We start from the raw sequence: 16,818 nt of genomic DNA, 5'->3' as shown, positions 1-16,818 counted from the left end.
CCTATGCCGGGCTTGTCTAGGCGGGCAACACCGCCGATCCGCAGCGCGCCAAGCTCTATGGCGACATCCAGGAGAAGATGACGGATGCCAGCGCGCATCTTTTGTTCTTCGCGCTGGAGCTCAACCTGATCGACGACGCGGTGATCGAAGCAGCACTCGCGGCCGACCCGGCCTTCGCCCACTACCGCCCCTGGGTGCTCGACCTCAGGAAGGACAAGCCGTACCAGCTTGAGGATCGGGTCGAGCAGTTGTTCCACGAGAAGTCGGTCACTGGACGCGGCGCCTGGAACCGCCTGTTCGACGAGACGATGACCGATCTGCGATTCGACGTCGATGGCGAGGAGCTGACGCTGGAGCCGGCGCTGAACCGACTGCAGGACGCGGATGGCGAAGTGCGCCGCCGCGCCTCCGAGGCGCTCGCCGCGACCTTCCGCAAGAACCTGCGCACCTTCACGCTCATCACCAACACGCTGGCCAAGGATAAGGAGATCTCCGACCGCTGGCGCGGCTTCGAGGACATCGCCGATTCGCGCCATCTCGCCAACCGCGTCGAACGCGGCGTGGTCGATGCTTTGGCCGCGGCCGTGCGCGAAGCCTATCCGCGCCTGTCGCACCGCTACTATCAGATGAAGGCGCGCTGGCTCGGCATGGACGTCATGAACCACTGGGACCGCAACGCGCCGCTGCCCGAGACCCCGCAGTCGGTGATCCGCTGGGACGACGCCAGGGACACGGTGCTGTCAGCCTATCAGCGTTTCTCGCCGAAGATGGCGGAAATCGCGCGGACCTTCTTCGACCGCAAATGGATTGATGCGCCGGTCAGGCCGGGCAAATCGCCCGGCGCCTTCGCCCACCCGACCGTGCCTTCGGCGCATCCCTACGTGCTCCTCAACTACATGGGCAAGCCGCGCGATGTGATGACGCTGGCGCATGAGCTGGGCCACGGCGTTCACCAGGTGCTGGCCGCCGGCCAGGGCGCGCTGATGGCGTCCACCCCGCTGACGCTGGCCGAGACCGCCTCCGTCTTCGGAGAGATGCTGACCTTCCGCTCGCTGCTCGACCAGACCTCCGACAAGCGCGAGCGCAAGGCCATGCTCGCCCAGAAGGTCGAGGACATGATCAATACCGTCGTGCGCCAGATCGCCTTCTACGAGTTCGAGCGCAAGGTGCATGCCGAGCGCCGCAACGGCGAGCTGACCTCGGACAGGCTGGGCCAGTTCTGGCTTGAGGTGCAGGCTGAAAGCCTGGGGCCGGCGATCAAGTTGCGCGATGGCTACGAGGTCTTCTGGACTTATATCCCGCACTTCATCCACTCGCCCTTCTACGTCTACGCCTATGCCTTCGGCGACTGCCTGGTCAACTCGCTCTACGCCGTCTACCAGAACGCCGAGCGCGGCTTTCAGGAGAAGTATTTCGAGATGCTGCGCGCCGGCGGCACCAAGCATCATTCGGAACTGCTGGCGCCCTTCGGCCTCGACGCCACGGATCCGGCCTTCTGGCAGATCGGCCTGGGTGTGATCGGCGCGCTGATCGACGAGCTGGAGGCGCTCGACAAATGACGGGTGCTCGCCTGGCGGCATAGACCGGGAACGGTTTGGCCGGAACGCATACTTGTGCTGTTCTTGAATAACTCTGCCCGCACTTTTCAATTAGCTTTGCGCAGGCCGTGTGCTAGCGTAGACCCCAAGCTCAACCGGACGCGACAGCAAGGCCGGAGGCGGCCCTAGCGTTGCTTCAGCGAGAGCGATAGCGGCCGTCGGGCCGCAGCCGGAGGAGGGCCAGCCGCCAGCGATTGGAGGGGCGGTTCCGCCCAGCGCGCGGAACGATTGACGATCCCTGCGGCAAGGCCGCCGTTTGCGACCGCGGCCCGATCGGACTGGAGAGGGAAATGAGCACTTTCTTCTATATGCTCCTGGCGTTCGTTGTCGGTGTCCTGGTTGGCTGGTTCATCTGGGGCCGCCTGCGTGGCGAGCTCGACAGCCTGCGCGGCGAACTCGGTCGCGCCAAGAGCGAACGCGACCGGTTTAGCGCCGATACCTACCGCCTGAGCGGCGAGCTCGACGCATGCGGCCGCAGCCGCGCCGATCTCGAACGCAAGCTGCGCGAAGCGCCGACCTCTTCCGCCAAGGCGGGAACCGACAAAGCCTCCGCGCCGGCGCCTGCGGCGCTGATGTCGACCCCGACCCCAGCCAGATCCTCATCTGCAAGACCGTCAGCGGCAAAATCGGCTTCGACCAAATCCGCCGCGGCCAAGCCGGCAGCGGCAAAGACGGCCGCCGCGGCGCCAAAGAAGGCGCCGGCTCCGAAGAAAGCCGCCGCCCCGAAGGCGACCACCGGCAAGGCGGACAATCTGCGCCGCCTGATCGGCATCGGCCCGGTCAATGAAAAGCTGCTCAAGGCGCAGGGCGTCACGTCCTATGCCCAGATCGCCGCTTGGACCGATGCCGACGTCAAGCGCGTCGAGGAGGTGCTCAATTTCGACGGCCGCATCGCGCGCGAGAAATGGATCGAGCAGGCGAAACTGCTGGCCGCGGGCGACGAGGCCGAATTCGCTAGCCGATTCCCTACGGCGGCGACCTCGAACAACAACTGATCTCGCTGTGTCTTCCCAGCGCAGGCGGCGTCCATTGGGCGCCGTTTTTGCTTTGGACCAGATGCCTTTACGCCCTCCGACGCCGCTCTCTCGATTGCGCCTCGCCGCGCCCCCATATAGAGCGATCGACTTAATCGACCCATCCAAGGCTTATGTCCCTGCCCTCAGCAATATTCCGCAATGACGAGACCGGCCGCCAGCTCGTCTTTGACGGGCCGCTTGAGGTCATCACGGCGCGAACCGCGGACGAATTCACGCCGGCGCTGGAAGCGGCACAGGCCGCCTCCGACGCGGGCAAATGGCTGGCAGGCTATTTCTCCTATGAGGCAGGCTACCTGCTGGAGCCGAAACTGGTGCCGTTGCTGCCAGAGGGCCGCCGCGCGCCGCTGATCTGTCTCGGTGTCTTCGATGCGCCGCTCGAACAGGCTGTGCCGCGGAATGAAGGCCCCGCCAGCAACGGACCGATCTTCGACGCCCGCGCTTCCTGGTCCGCCGAGGACTACGCCGTCCGCTTCGCGCGCCTCCACCACCATATTCGCAAGGGCGACTGTTATCAGGGCAATCTGACCTTTCCGGTCCATGCGCAATGGTCGGGCGATCCGCTTGCCGCCTTCGAGGCGCTGACCGGGCGCCAGCCGGTGAAATACGGCGCGCTGATCTCGTTCGGCGATCCGATCGTGCTGTCGCGCTCGCCGGAACTCTTCTTCCAGATCGACGCCGACGGTATGATCGAGACGCACCCGATGAAGGGCACGGCGCCGCGCGGCGCCACCAAGGCCGAGGACGCGCGGCTGAAGGCGTTCCTGCGCAACGACGAGAAGAACCAGGCCGAGAACCGGATGATCGTCGATCTCCTGCGCAACGACATCTCGCTGATCAGCGAGGTCGGCACGCTGGAAGTGCCTGAGCTGTTCCGCATCGAGACCTACCCGACGGTGCACCAGATGGTGAGCCGGGTGCGGGCGAAGCTCCTGCCGGATATCGGTATTCGCCAAGTCTTCGCAGCACTCTTTCCTTGCGGCTCGATCACCGGCGCGCCGAAGATCCGCGCCATGGAGATCCTCCACGATTTGGAGGTGGTGCCGCGCGACGTCTATTGCGGCGCCATCGGCTGGGTCGCGCCCGGCGGCACGATGCGGTTCTCGGTGGCGATCCGCACCATCTCGCTCTTTGCCGACGGCGAGGCTGTCTACAATGTCGGCGGCGGCGTCGTCTTCGATTCCACCGCCGAGGAGGAGTACCGGGAGTGTCTTCTGAAAGCGCGCTTCGCGACGGGAACCGTGCCGACTTCGAGCTGATCGAGACCATGCGCTGGGAGCCTGGCTCGGGCTTCCTGCGCTTCGAGCGCCATCTTGCGCGGCTTTATGCCTCGGCCGCGGAACTCGGCTTTGCCTGCGATCCGCATCGGATCGGCGAGGTGCTGAAGAACGCGATCGGCGGGCAGCGGATCGCTTTGCGCACCCGGCTTGCGCTGCAGCGCAACGGCGAGGCGACAGTCGCCGCGCAGCCCTTTGAGCAGCTTCCCGCGGGCAGGGCATGGCGTCTGCAGCTGGCGCGGGTCCGGCTCGATTCCGGTAACTTGTTGCTGCGTCACAAGACCAGCCGCCGCGAAACCTACCAACAGGCGCGGGCCGAATACCTCGCCACCCGCGCCGACGAAGTGCTGCTCGCCAACGAGCGCGGAGAACTCTGCGAAGGCACGATCACCAATCTGTTCGCCGATTTCGGCGGCGGGGTGCTGGTGACGCCCCGGCTTGATTGCGGCCTGCTGCCTGGAGTATTGCGCGGCGAGCTTCTGGACGAAGGCCGCGCCGCGGAAGCGATCTACACCTTCGACGATCTGAAGTCGGCGCAGGCGATCTTCGTCGGCAACTCACTGCGCGGATTGATCCCGGCGCAACTCGGCTGATTGAGGCTGGGAGACATCAACTGGATAGCACCAGGCACGCATGACCATTCGCCAACCGACCCATACGCCCTATGACGGGTCCTCAAAGCTCTTCACCATCGGCCTGAAGCCGCTCGAGCTCAACCGCTGGATCGAGGTCGATCATTTGCTTCTGCCCCATCTCGCCGAGAAGCGGCGGCTTTACGCGGAGATCCCGGAAAAGATTTTTGTCGAGGAGGAAGAGACTCGCGATGCACAGCAAGAAGTGTTCGACCTTCTCGCCGGCTATCTTCCGGCAAAACATCCCGAGACCCACCGAGGTGCCGGCTCGGATGTCGAGGTCGTGGGCCTCGAAAGCGCGAGCAACGCGCTGCCGCCCGAATTGAACAAGGCGCCGCTCGCCCACGCGTCCCTGCTGGTGCAGGAAGACCTGATTATCATGCGCCGCGGCGATAACGGCTGGCGGCTCGCCGCCGGCTCGCTCTGCTTTCCGTCATCCTGGTCGCTCCAGGAGAAATTCGGCAAGCCGCTGCAACAGATCCACGCGCCCGTGCCCGGCTTCGGCCCCGGCACGCGGCCTGCCGACCTCATCAACCGCATGTTCGACGGCCTGCAGGGCCAAGCGGTCGAGCGCTTCAACTGGTCGATCCAGGCAGGCGACGCGCTCTATCATCCGCTTTCCAACGGGGAGCGCATCGACCGTGCCACGAACCGTCCGACGCGTTTTTCGGATGGTGACATCAACGCCCATGCCTTCATTCGCGTCGAGCGTCAGACCTTGCGCAAGCTGCCGGTGTCGCGCGACATCCTTTTCACCATTCGCATCCATCTCGACCCGCTGGCGGTGCTTGCCCGTCACCCCGACAAGGTCGCGCTTGCGGCCTCCTTCGCCGACCAGCTGAATGCTCTCGATCAGGCGCAGCTCGACTACAAGGGTTTGAGCGCGGACCGCGACCGGCTGGTTTCGTACCTCGCCGGCATGGCCATGGTGGCTTAACCAAACCGCCAGGCCGGTTTGGCCGTCGGTTGGCGGTTTTCGCTGGTTTGTGGCAATGATCTGTGATGTAGGGCTACCGGCGAAAAATGCCGGACTTTCCCATGTTTGAAGGAGTATACGAAAAAATGGCGAATGAGAACTGGCCCGTTTACGGTGAAATCACCGGCCCTGTCGTGATGATCGGCTTCGGCTCGATCGGACGGGGAACGCTGCCGCTGATCGAACGCCATTTCAAGTTCGACAAGTCGCGCATGGTGGTCATCGACCCGCGCGACAGCGACCGCATGCTGCTCGACGAGCGCGGCATCGCCTTCGTTCAGGACGCGGTGACCAGGAAGAACTACAAGAAGCTTCTGACCCCGCTTCTCACCAATGGCAGCGGTCAGGGCATGTGCGTCAACCTGTCGGTCGACACCTCCTCGCTCGAGTTGATGAAGCTCTGCCGCAAGCTCGGCGTGCTCTATATCGATACGGTGGTCGAGCCGTGGCTCGGCTTCTATTTCGACGACAAGGCCGACAATGCCTCGCGCACCAATTACGCGCTGCGCGAGAGCGTGCGCCAGGAGAAGGAGAAGGCTCCCGGCGGCACTACGGCGATCTCCTGCTGCGGCGCCAATCCTGGCATGGTCTCCTGGTTCGTCAAGCAGGCACTGGTCAACCTCGCCAACGATCTCGGGCTCGAGTTTGTGGTCCCGCCGGAGCACGACCGCGAGGGCTGGGCGAAGCTGATGAAGAAGGCCGGAGTCAAGGGCATCCACATCGCCGAGCGCGATACCCAGCGCACCAAGAAGCCGAAGCCGATGGACGTATTCTGGAACACCTGGTCGGTCGAGGGCTTCATCTCGGAAGGCCTGCAGCCGGCCGAGCTCGGCTGGGGCACGCATGAGACCTGGACGCCGAAGAACGGCAAGAAGCACAAGCACGGCTCGCAAGCGGCGATCTATCTGGAGCAGGCGGGCGCCAACACGCGCGTGCGCTCCTGGTGCCCGACGCCCGGCCCGCAATATGGCTTCCTGGTGACCCACAACGAGGCGATCTCGATCGCCGACTTCTTCACCGTGCGCGGCAAGAAGGGCAAGGTTCAGTATCGCCCGACCTGCCATTATGCCTATCACCCCTGCAACGATGCCGTGCTGTCGCTGCACGAGATGTTCGGCGCCGCCGGCAAGGCGCAACCGGTGCATCACGTGCTCGACGAGAACGAGCTGGTCGACGGCGTCGACGAGCTCGGCGTGCTGCTCTACGGCCATGCCAAGAACGCCTATTGGTACGGCTCACAGCTGTCGCTGGCCGAGGCGCGCAAGCTGGCGCCTTACCAGAACGCCACCGGCCTGCAGGTCACCTCGGCGGTGCTCGCCGGCATGGTCTGGGCGTTGGAAAATCCGATGGCCGGCATCGTGGAGGCCGACGAGATGGACTACCGGCGCTGCCTGGAAGTGCAGCTTCCCTATCTCGGGCCGGTCAGGGGCTACTACACCGACTGGACGCCGCTTGATAATCGCCCGGGGCTTTTCCCCGAGGATCTGGACAAGGACGATCCGTGGCAGTTCCGCAACATCCTGGTGCGATAGCAGCCAAGCCTACCCGCGTCTCCACCTTGCAATCGCCCGGAAATCGGGCGATTGAAGACGGGCGGCCTAGAGAAACGGGCGTTCCTTCGGACGCACAAAGTACTCTAGCACTTTGAATGCACGCATCGTGCTTTTCCGAAGATCGGAGATCGGTTTTCGGGCCGACGCGAGAGGAGAGGATTCTAAATGACCATTGCGCGCAAATTGCTTTCGGCAGGCGCCGCGGCAAGCCTTCTGGCCGCGGCCGCCTGCACCACCAACGGCCCTTCGGAGCCGATCGCAGCGGCGCCCAAGGGCGTCGAGGGCAACTGGATCGACGCCAAGGGCACCGGCCTCTCGACTTTCGCGGCCGGCAGCTTCACCACCGTCGCGACCGATACCGGCCAGAAGCTGTCCGAGGGCAGCTACATCATGACCGGCGCGACCTCGGTCGAGATCCACGGCACCTCGCTGATCCGCCAGACGCCGGTTAGCTTCAACTGCCTGATGGTCTCTACCAGCCAGCTCAACTGCACCAGCTCCAGTGGTCAGAATTTCGTGCTGACGCGCCGGGCCTGAGCTCAGGCAGAGATCGACTTTGTTGAGGATGGCGGCGCGAGCCGCCGTCCTTTTTTGTGCCGGCAAACCTCCTCCCGATTTCCGCTTGCATCGGCCAAAACGCGATGTGAACATGACCCGAAGCTGACTGTTACCTTCCAGCCAAGCGAGGGCTTTAAGCACTTCAAGTCAGCTCATCCGGGAGACGAGAATGAAGAAATTTGCCGCCATTGCCGCCCTTTCCGCATCAGCACTTGGCCTCTCGGCCGGAGCGTCTTTTGCCGACTACACGCTGAACATCCTGCATTTCAACGATTGGCATAGCCGCATCGAAGGCAACAACAAATACGAGTCGACATGTTCCGCGGAGGAGGAGACCAAAGGCGAGTGCATTGGCGGCGCCGGCCGGCTGGTCACTGCGATCGCGCAGGAGCGCAAGAAGCTCGAAGGTCAGAACGTGCTGCTGCTCAATGCAGGCGACAGCTTCCAGGGATCGCTGTTCTACATCACCTACAAGGGAGCAGCGGAGGAGGAATTCCTCAATCAGCTCAAGCCCGACGCGGTGACGCTCGGCAACCATGAGTTCGACGACGGCGAAAGCGCGCTTGTGCCTTACCTCGACAAGGCGAAGTTCCCGGTGGTCAGCGCCAACGTCGTGCCCAACGACAAGTCCGGCGCCCACGGCAAGGTCAAGCCGTCCATCGTGGTCGAGGTCGGCGGCCAGAAGATCGGCATCGTCGGCGCCGTCACCAACGACACTCCGGAACTCGCCTCGCCCGGCCCCAACATTGCCATCGCGGACGACGTCAAGTCGATCACCGCCGAGGTCGAGAAACTGAAGGCGCAGGGCATCAACAAGATCATCGCCGTCACCCATATCGGCTACAACCGCGAGCGCGACGTCATCGCGAAAATCCCCGGCGTCGACGTGGTGGTCGGCGGCCACAGCCACACGCTTTTGTCGAACACCGATCCGAAGGCGGCAGGCCCCTACCCGACGATGGTCGACAACCCCGACGGCTACAAGGTGCCGGTGGTGCAGGCGGCGTCCTATTCGAAATATCTCGGCGAATTCAAGGTCGTGTTCGACGACAACGGGGTCGTCAAGTCGGCCAGCGGCGACCCGATCTTTCTCGACAAGTCGATCACCCCTGATCCGGCGGTGCTCGCCCGCATCAAGGAGCTTGGCGCGCCGATCGAGGCGCTGAAGAACAAGGAAGTGGCGGAGACCACCAAGCCAATCGATGGCAGTCGTGAAAGCTGCCGCGCCCGCGAATGCGAAATGGGCAATCTCGTCTCCGACGCTGTCCTCGATCGGGTCAAGGGCCAGGGCGTCGAGATCGTCATCTCGAATGGCGGCGGACTGCGCGCCTCGATCGACCAGGGCACCGTGACCATGGGCGAGGTGCTGACGGTGCTGCCTTTTCAGAACACGCTGGCGACCTTCAAGATCTCCGGCAAGGATCTGGTCGCCGGTCTCGAAAGCGGCGTCAGCCAGGTCGAGGACGGCGCCGGCCGCTTCCCGCAGGTGGCCGGCTTGAAATATACCTTCGACAAGTCGGTCGCGCCCAATGCCGGTCGCGTCAAATCGGTCGAGGTGATGGAGAACGGCGCCTGGGTGCCGATCAACCCGGACAAGCAGTATCTCGTCGCCACCAACAACTACGTCCGCCAGGGCGGCGACGGCTACAAGGTCTTCGCCGAAAAGGCCACGGACGCCTATGACTACGGCCCGGGCCTGGAGCAGGTGGTGGCCGACTATCTCGGCGCGCACCGCCCCTACACGCCGAAGCTCGACGGCCGCATCACCGAGATCGGCGCCACGACAGCGGCCGCGGAGCCGGCAAAACCTGCCGAGACCGCCACGACGCCGCCTGCCGCCCAACCCGCGAAGCCGGCCGAGACGGCGCCGGCGGCCACCGAGCCTGCCATGCCGGCTTTGCCGTCCAATTCCGGCGACATCGCCGGGACGCCGCCGGCCGTTCCGACCGAGACGGCACCGGCAACGTCGGAGACAGCAAAACCTGCCGAGACTGCGCCGGCGGCCGCCGCCCCTGCGACCGAATCCGCCAAGCCGGCCGAAACAGCGCCCGCCGAGGCCAAGCCGGCCGCGACCGGTCCGGGGGCCAGCCCAGAGACCAGCCATGTGGTTGCCGCCGGCGACACCTATTGGGATCTGGCCAAGAAAAACTATGGCGACGGCAGCAAATGGAAGCTGATCTCCGAGGCCAACAAGGACTACAGGCCGCGCCGTCTGCCGCTCGGAGCAACGCTGACCATTCCGCCGGCCGCAAAGTAATCTTTCGCCGGAAGTTCATGGCGCCCGTCCGAGAGACCGGACGGGTGTTCCGTCTTCAGACGCAAACGCGGTAAGGTGCGTCCAGACGCAGCATTCCAAAACCGGCATGGCATCGCTAGTTTTCGCACCGACAACCGGAGACCGTCGATGACGCTTGCCAATCCTGCCGATGCGAAAGCCGCCAAGACCGCCGGTCCGGCGCCGGCGGGTGCCGCGCCGGTGAAAGCGGGCAAGATCGGCATCATGCTGATCAATCTCGGCACGCCCGACGGCACCGATTTCAAGCCGATGTGGCGCTATCTCAGAGAATTCCTCTCCGATCCGCGCGTCATCGAGCTCAACAAGGCGATCTGGTATCCGATCCTCTATGGGCTGGTTCTCACAACGCGACCGAAAAAGTCCGGCGCCAACTACGCCAGGATCTGGAACCGGGAGAAGAACGAGTCGCCGTTGCGCACCTTCACCCGCTCGCAGGCGGAGAAGCTCGCGGTTGCGCTTGCTGATTTGCCGGACGTCGTGGTCGACTGGGCCATGCGCTACGGCAATCCCTCGACCGGCAGCGTCCTCCGACGGCTGGTCGAGCAGGGCTGCGAGCGCATCCTCACTTTTCCGCTCTATCCGCAATATTCGGCGACGACCACGGCGACCGCGAACGACCAGCTGTTCCGGGCGCTGATGAAGATCAGGCGAGCGCCGGCGATCCGCAGCGTGCCGCCCTATTATGACGAGCCGGTCTATATCGACGCCCTCGCCCGTTCGATCGAGCAAAACCTGGCGACGCTCGATGTCGCGCCGGAGGTAGTGATCACCTCCTACCACGGCATCCCAAAACCCTATTCCGACAAGGGTGACCCTTACCAGGCGCATTGCCTCGAGACGACGCGGCTGCTCAGGGCAAGGCTCGGCTGGGACGAGAAGAAGCTCATCACCACCTTCCAGTCGCGCTTCGGCGCCCAGGAATGGCTCCAGCCCTACACCGACGTCACTGTCGAGAAGCTGGCGAAGGACGGCGTCCAATCGATCGCGGTCGTCAATCCGGGTTTTTCCGTCGACTGTATCGAGACGCTGGACGAGATCGGCCGCGAGGCCGCCGAGACATTCCACCATGCCGGCGGCAAGAACTTCGCCCACATCCCCTGCCTCAACGACAGCGCCGAGGGCATGGCGGTGATCGAGGCGCTGGTGCGGCGGGAACTGTCAGGCTGGGTCTGACGTCCAATAATAGGCGTCGAAACCGGTTCGCAACAGCCTTCGCTAACCAATATTCGCGATCACCTGATTGTAACGCTTCGGAAACACACTTAAGTGATTCCGCGAGGTCGCCGCCTTTTGAGGGAGAAACGAAATGGGGTTTAGCGGTTTCGATATTGCCATCATTGTTCTTGTATTCCTCGTCATCATCCTTCTTTTCAAAGGCATCAGAACGGTGCCGCAGGGCTACAACTACACGGTGGAGCGTTTCGGCCGCTACACCAAGACGCTGACGCCCGGCCTGAACATCATCAACCCGATCTTCGAGCGCGTAGGCGCCAAGATGAACATGATGGAGCAGGTGCTCGATGTCCCGACGCAGGAGATCATCACCCGCGACAATGCAATCGTCGGCGTCGACGGCGTCGCCTTCTACCAGGTGCTGAATGCCCCGCAGGCCGCCTATCAGGTCTCCGGGCTGCAGAACGCCATCCTCAACCTCACCATGACCAACATCCGTACCGTCATGGGCTCGATGGATCTCGACGAATTGCTGTCCAACCGCGATGCGATCAACGAACGGCTGCTGCGCGTCGTCGATGAGGCCGCGCACCCGTGGGGCATCAAGATCACCCGCGTCGAGATCAAGGACATCAACCCGCCGGCCAATCTGGTGGATTCGATGAGCCGCCAGATGATCGCCGAGCGCGACAAGCGCGCCCAGATCCTGGCCGCCGAAGGCATGAAGCAGTCGCAGATCCTCGAGGCCGAAGGCCGCAGGGAAGCCGCTTTCCGCGATGCCGAGGCGCGAGAGCGTTCCGCCGAGGCGGAGGCCAAGGCGACCCAGGTGGTGTCGGAAGCCATCGCCAAGGGCGACGTGCAGGCGATCAACTACTTCATCGCGCAGAAATACACCGAGGCGCTGGCCAGGATCGGCTCGTCCAGCAACAACAAGATCGTGCTCATGCCGTTCGAAGCCTCATCGCTGATCGGTTCGCTCGGCGGCATCGGCGAGATCGCCCGCGAAGTGTTCAAGGCCGACGGCCCTTCCGGCCCGCAACGTCAGGGGGCGCGCACGCCGCTCGTGCGACCGTCGGACAATTGAGTCACGCCATCTGGGTGGGAGAACGTCAATGATCGATCGCATCGTCTCGGAACTCGGGCCGTGGAACTGGATGGTCCTCGGCTTCGTGCTGCTGGTGATGGAAATCGTGGCGCCCGGCGTGTTCATGCTGTGGATCGGCATCGCCGCGCTGATCATCGGCGCGGTATCGCTGCTGATTTGGGACGCTGCCTTCTGGACCTGGCAGCTCCAGGTGCTCGCCTTCCTCGTGCTCTCTCTGGTCTCAGCCTTCGTCGGCAAGAAGCTGGTGGGCGATCGTGCCGTCAATGCGGACCAGCCGCTGCTCAACCGCCGCGGCGCTCAGATGGTCGGCCGCACGGCGACATTGGCCGAGCCCATCAAGAATGGCCGCGGCCGCATCCGCCTCGGCGACACGCTGTGGCGTGTCTCCGGCCCGGACCTGCCCGTCGGCACCCAGGTGCGTGTGACCGGCGCCGCCGACACCGATCTGGAGCTGACGGTGGAGGCCGTCTGAGTTTGCGGGTTTCCTATTCTGAAGCCGTTTGGGAATCAGGCCTGCGTGTCCTGAGTCTGGCCCATCTCAAGCGGCGCCGATGCGCAGCAGATCGTGCAGATGCACCAGCCCCACGGGGCGATCGGCCTCGACCACCATCAGGCTGGTGATGGCCGACGTATTGATCGTCTGCAGCGCCGTCGCCACCAGCGTGTCGGGGGCAGCCGTCTTCGGCTTCTTTGTCATCACCTCATCGACGTTCATCGACAGAAGATCATCGGCAATGTGGCGGCGGATGTCGCCATCGGTGATGATGCCGATCAGCGCACCGTCGGCGCCGGTGATCGCCACGCAGCCAAAACCCTTGCGCGACAACTCAACGATCGCTTCGCGCATTCCCGTGCCCGACGGTACCAGCGGCAGCCGCTCGCCGACATGCATGATCTCGCGCAGTTGCATCAGATTGGCGCCGAGCTGACCGCCGGGATGGAAGGTGCGGAAATGGTCCGGCGTGAAGCCGCGCGCCTCGAGCAGCGCGATCGCCAGCGCATCGCCCATGACCAGCTGCAGCAGCGCCGATGTCGTCGGCGCCAGCCCGTGCGGACAGGCCTCCGGCGAGGCCGGCAGCAACAGCACGACGTCGGCGGCGCGCGCCAGCGCCGAATTCTCGCCCGAGGTGATGGCGACCAGTGGGATCGAAAAGCGTCTGGAATAGGCGACGATGCCCATCAGTTCCTTGCTCTCGCCCGACCAAGACATGGCGATGATGGCGTCGTCCCCGGCGATCATGCCGAGATCGCCGTGATTGGCCTCGGCCGGATGGACGAAGAAGGCAGGCGTGCCGGTCGAGGCGAGCGTCGCTGCAATCTTTGAGCCGATATGCCCGCTCTTGCCGACGCCGGTGACGATGACTCGGCCCTCGATCCGCGCGATGGCATCCACTGCGGCAGCGAACGGTTCGGACAAGCCGTTGCCGAGAGCGGCTGCAAGCGCGGCCATGCCGGCCTGCTCCGTCGCCACCGTTCTCAGCGCCGATTCAATCGCTGCCTGCCTGTCCGGCTGCTTTCTTTCTGAGGACCCCGCGTGCATGGCAGATGCCATTAGCGCCATGTCGCCCGCCTGTCCAACGGAATTCCCGTCTCGCGTGCGTCGCGGACAAGGGCCCTTGGCCTGTTTCAACCCTCCGTTAACCATCCGCATTTACGGTCCGGTAAGTATGGCGCGCCTGCGCCGCGCAAGCAGTGGTGATGATGTTCGGGGGCGAGCCAGATACGAAAAAGGGCCGGAAGTGCATTGCCGTTGCAGCGCTTTTGCTGACGGCAAGCATTGTCGCCTTGCTGCGCACCGTGCCGGCATTTTCGCAAGAAACCGAGTTGCGCGGCGAGGTCTCCGAATCGGCAATCCTGGCCGACCAGCAACGCAAGGCCGGACAATTGCGCCCGCAGGGATCGCTGGATCAAGCGGTTCCAGCGACCCAGATGGCTGAGGACCAGACGCCCGCCAACCCTTATGAGCCGGCAAGCCCAGGCGCGGTGCCCGACGACGACCAGACCGGGGGCGCGGAGGGCAGCATCTTCAACCAGCCGCGAGCCACCGACGACCCCTTCGCCGACAATCAAACAATGGCCGCGCCACGCCGGCCTTCGACTGCCAGGCAGGGCGCGGCGGGTGCCAAGGGGAAAAGCGATGCCAAGGCGGCTGACAAGAAAAACGCCAAGAAGAAGCCTGGCCAGACGACCGACAGCACGGCCAAGGCCGCCACCCGCGATCAGGCCGAAACGGCGGCCACCGAGGATGACGGCGCGAACCGCCGCGCCGTCACTATCGACAGCGTCGACCGGCAGAAGCTCGATCCCGGCGCGGAGCGCACAGGATCGATCGAGGGCCAGAAAGTGAAGCTGGAGGACGATGCCTTCGCCGCCCCCGGCATCAAGGTCGGGACCTTTGTCTTCCGTCCGACACTCGAGCAAGGCCTCACCGCGACTTCCAATGCCGATGCCAGCGCCGGCGGCAGGTCGGCTGTGCTGTCCGAAACCGCGCTGCGTTTCTCCGCCACCTCCGACTGGCGCGAGAATTCGGCCGTCATCGACGGCTACGGCCTTTTTCGCAACACGCTTTCGGGCCAGAAGATCAACGATGCGCAGGGCCGGATCGAAGGCCAGCTCAATGTCGACCTCGACAATGAACTGCGCGCCATCGCCAAGCTCGGCTATGAAGCGGTGCCGGAATCGGCGTCCTCGCCGGATGCGATTGCCGGCGTCACCTCACAGCCGCTGCGGCAGACGGTCGACGGCAGCCTCGCCATCGAGAAGGATGTCGGCAAGATGCGCTACGCGCTGACCGGCGCGGTCTCGCATGATTTCTATGGCGACGCCAAGCTCTCGGACGGCACCGTCTTGTCGCTGAAGGATCGCGACTCGACACTCTACTCTGCGACCTTGCGTACCGGCTACCAGGTCTCACCGGCCATGACGCCATTCCTTGAGGTGGAAGCCGGCCGGCGGATCTACGATCTGCGCCTCGACAGCAACGGTTTCGAGCGCTCCTCGACGCGGCTCGGCGCGCGTGCCGGCCTCGAGCTCGACATGCGCGAGAAGCTCTCCGGCGAGTTCTCCGTCGGCTGGCTGCGCGAAGGCATCGACGACGACCGTCTGCCGGCGATTGCGGGGCCCTACGTCAACGCCGACCTCAAATGGTCGCCCGAGCGCGGCACCATCATCGGGCTGACCGGAAGAACCACGGTCGAGACCACGACCATCGCTAACGAGAGCGGCGACCTCCTCTATTCGGGCCGGCTCACCGGCGAGCGGCAGGTCCGCGCCAACCTGACGGCGAATACAGCGCTCGGGCTCGACTGGCGCGACTACACCGGCTCCGATGGCCACGATCTGATCCTGAGCGCCGAGGCCGGCCTGACCTGGTGGCTGAACCGCTATGCCGGCCTCACCACAAGAATCAGGACGGAGAAGCTCACCAGCAACCTTCCCGGTCGCGACTATGTCGCCAACAGCGTCTATCTCGGTCTGAAGGTGCAGCGCTGACACTTCGTGATCCTCGCGCCAGCGATGCGGACGCGGAGATCCGAAGGATCCGCTCCGCTTAGCCAGCACCTAGGAAGCGGCGCCGATCCGCTCCGCCGGCCGCACCTCATCCAGCAGCGTGCGGATGACCCCGGCCATGCTCGCATTCATGTCGCTGCGCCAGAGCGCGAAGGCGACATTGGCCTCGACGAAGCCTTCCGGCGAGCCGCAGTCGAAGGTGCGCCCCTTATAGTGATAGCCGTAGAAGGCCTGCTGCTTCTCCAGCTTCAGCATCGCATCCGTCAGCTGGATCTCGTTGCCGGCGCCGCGCTCCTGGCTTTCGAGGATGCCGAAAATCTCCGGTTGCAGGATGTAGCGCCCGTTGATGAAGAGATTGGAGGGCGCCGTGCCAGCCTTCGGCTTCTCCACCATGCCGGTGATGCGGAAACCGTGATGGGTGTCCTCGCCACGGCCGACGATGCCGTATTTATGGGCCTCGGCCGGGTCGCATTCCTGTACGGCGATGATGTTGTTCCCGGTCTCGGCATAGAGTTCGACCATATCCTTCATGCAGCTTTTTTCCGACTGCATGATCATGTCGGGCAAAAGTAGCGCGAACGGTTCGTCACCGACCAGTTCACGCGCGCACCAGATGGCATGGCCAAGGCCCATCGGCACCTGCTGGCGGGTGAAGCTGGTCTGGCCAGGCGCTGGCTGCAGCCGCTGCAGGCGGGCGAGCTGGTCGTCCTTGCCGCGCTGGGCGAGCGTATCGTAGAGCTCGAACTGGACGTCGAAGTGATCCTCGATGACCGCCTTGTTGCGCCCGGTCACGAAAATGAAATGCTCGATGCCGGCGTCGCGCGCCTCGTCGACCACATATTGAATGACCGGCCGGTCGACGACTGTCAGCATCTCCTTCGGAATGGCCTTGGTGGCCGGAAGAAACCGTGTGCCGAGACCGGCGACCGGGAAAACTGCCTTGCGAACTCGCTTCATGCTCCACCCATCCGTTTAAGCCCATTATCCGCGCGGCCATCCGCTCCGCAATCCCCCCGAACATTTTCGCGCCGGAATGTTGAATTATCCGAGCGGATGGCCTGAAAATCGAAAGTTAAAGCACCGACCTCTCTTTTCGTTCCTAATGG

Annotated in this window: 13 protein-coding genes and 1 pseudogene; 12 read left to right on the top strand and 2 right to left on the bottom strand. The window is 64.1% G+C overall.

The window, feature by feature from the left end:
* From EOA49_RS09205 to EOA49_RS09155, 11 genes and pseudogenes are all read left to right on the top strand, one after another.
* Positions 1-1,559 (top strand): annotated as a pseudogene (locus tag EOA49_RS09205) (M3 family oligoendopeptidase); the annotation flags it as partial.
* Between the two features lie 329 nt (positions 1,560-1,888).
* Positions 1,889-2,593 carry an NADH dehydrogenase gene (locus EOA49_RS09200; RefSeq protein WP_067325955.1) on the top strand — a complete coding sequence of 235 codons (705 nt, stop codon included), beginning with the start codon at positions 1,889-1,891 and terminating at the stop codon, positions 2,591-2,593.
* Between the two features lie 152 nt (positions 2,594-2,745).
* On the top strand, positions 2,746-3,891 hold the full coding sequence (locus tag EOA49_RS09195; RefSeq protein WP_127240935.1) for an aminodeoxychorismate synthase component I: 1,146 nt from the start codon (positions 2,746-2,748) through the stop codon (positions 3,889-3,891).
* Positions 3,840-4,502: an aminotransferase class IV family protein gene (locus EOA49_RS09190; RefSeq protein ID WP_127240934.1), complete on the top strand. Its 663-nt coding sequence runs from the start codon at positions 3,840-3,842 to the stop codon at positions 4,500-4,502. The genes EOA49_RS09195 and EOA49_RS09190 overlap by 52 nt, the downstream gene beginning before the upstream one ends.
* Before the next feature lie 40 nt (positions 4,503-4,542).
* Positions 4,543-5,478: a DUF3445 domain-containing protein gene (locus tag EOA49_RS09185; protein ID WP_127240933.1), complete on the top strand. Its 936-nt coding sequence runs from the start codon at positions 4,543-4,545 to the stop codon at positions 5,476-5,478.
* Between the two features lie 125 nt (positions 5,479-5,603).
* Positions 5,604-7,049, top strand: a complete 1,446-nt coding sequence (locus EOA49_RS09180; protein WP_095823421.1) for a homospermidine synthase — start codon at positions 5,604-5,606, stop codon at positions 7,047-7,049.
* Between the two features lie 186 nt (positions 7,050-7,235).
* Positions 7,236-7,607 carry a hypothetical protein gene (locus EOA49_RS09175; RefSeq protein WP_127240932.1) on the top strand — a complete coding sequence of 124 codons (372 nt, stop codon included), beginning with the start codon at positions 7,236-7,238 and terminating at the stop codon, positions 7,605-7,607.
* A gap of 190 nt (positions 7,608-7,797) precedes the next feature.
* Positions 7,798-9,885, top strand: coding sequence for a 5'-nucleotidase C-terminal domain-containing protein (locus tag EOA49_RS09170; RefSeq protein WP_127240931.1), 2,088 nt, complete (start codon positions 7,798-7,800; stop codon positions 9,883-9,885).
* A gap of 147 nt (positions 9,886-10,032) precedes the next feature.
* The gene (gene hemH, locus EOA49_RS09165; protein ID WP_127240930.1) at positions 10,033-11,097 is read left to right on the top strand and encodes a ferrochelatase; all 1,065 of its coding nucleotides are present in this window, start codon (positions 10,033-10,035) and stop codon (positions 11,095-11,097) included.
* 133 nt (positions 11,098-11,230) lie between these two features.
* The gene (locus tag EOA49_RS09160) at positions 11,231-12,181 is read left to right on the top strand and encodes an SPFH domain-containing protein (RefSeq protein WP_067002512.1); all 951 of its coding nucleotides are present in this window, start codon (positions 11,231-11,233) and stop codon (positions 12,179-12,181) included.
* A 28-nt stretch (positions 12,182-12,209) separates the two neighbouring features.
* A complete protein-coding gene (locus EOA49_RS09155) occupies positions 12,210-12,674 on the top strand; it encodes an NfeD family protein (RefSeq protein ID WP_067325928.1) in 465 nt (154 codons plus the stop codon).
* A 66-nt stretch (positions 12,675-12,740) separates the two neighbouring features.
* On the opposite strand, the gene EOA49_RS09150 is transcribed toward EOA49_RS09155, so the two are convergent.
* On the bottom strand, positions 12,741-13,742 hold the full coding sequence (locus EOA49_RS09150) for a KpsF/GutQ family sugar-phosphate isomerase (protein WP_095800646.1): 1,002 nt from the start codon (positions 13,740-13,742) through the stop codon (positions 12,741-12,743).
* A 161-nt stretch (positions 13,743-13,903) separates the two neighbouring features.
* On the opposite strand from EOA49_RS09150, the gene EOA49_RS09145 reads away from it, so the two are divergent.
* Complete coding sequence (locus EOA49_RS09145) at positions 13,904-15,694, top strand: outer membrane beta-barrel protein (protein WP_127243128.1); 1,791 nt, start codon at positions 13,904-13,906, stop codon at positions 15,692-15,694.
* Between the two features lie 69 nt (positions 15,695-15,763).
* Here the strand turns inward: EOA49_RS09145 and galU are convergent, their stop codons facing one another.
* Positions 15,764-16,669, bottom strand: coding sequence for a UTP--glucose-1-phosphate uridylyltransferase GalU (gene galU / locus EOA49_RS09140; protein WP_127241909.1), 906 nt, complete (start codon positions 16,667-16,669; stop codon positions 15,764-15,766).
* Positions 16,670-16,818 lie beyond the last annotated feature (149 nt).

The sequence above is a fragment of the Mesorhizobium sp. M1A.F.Ca.IN.020.04.1.1 genome, assembly GCF_003997315.1.
Classification (GTDB): domain Bacteria; phylum Pseudomonadota; class Alphaproteobacteria; order Rhizobiales; family Rhizobiaceae; genus Mesorhizobium.
The sequence above is the reverse complement of the archived record's forward strand: the minus strand, read 5'-3'. Positions and strand labels throughout refer to the sequence as shown.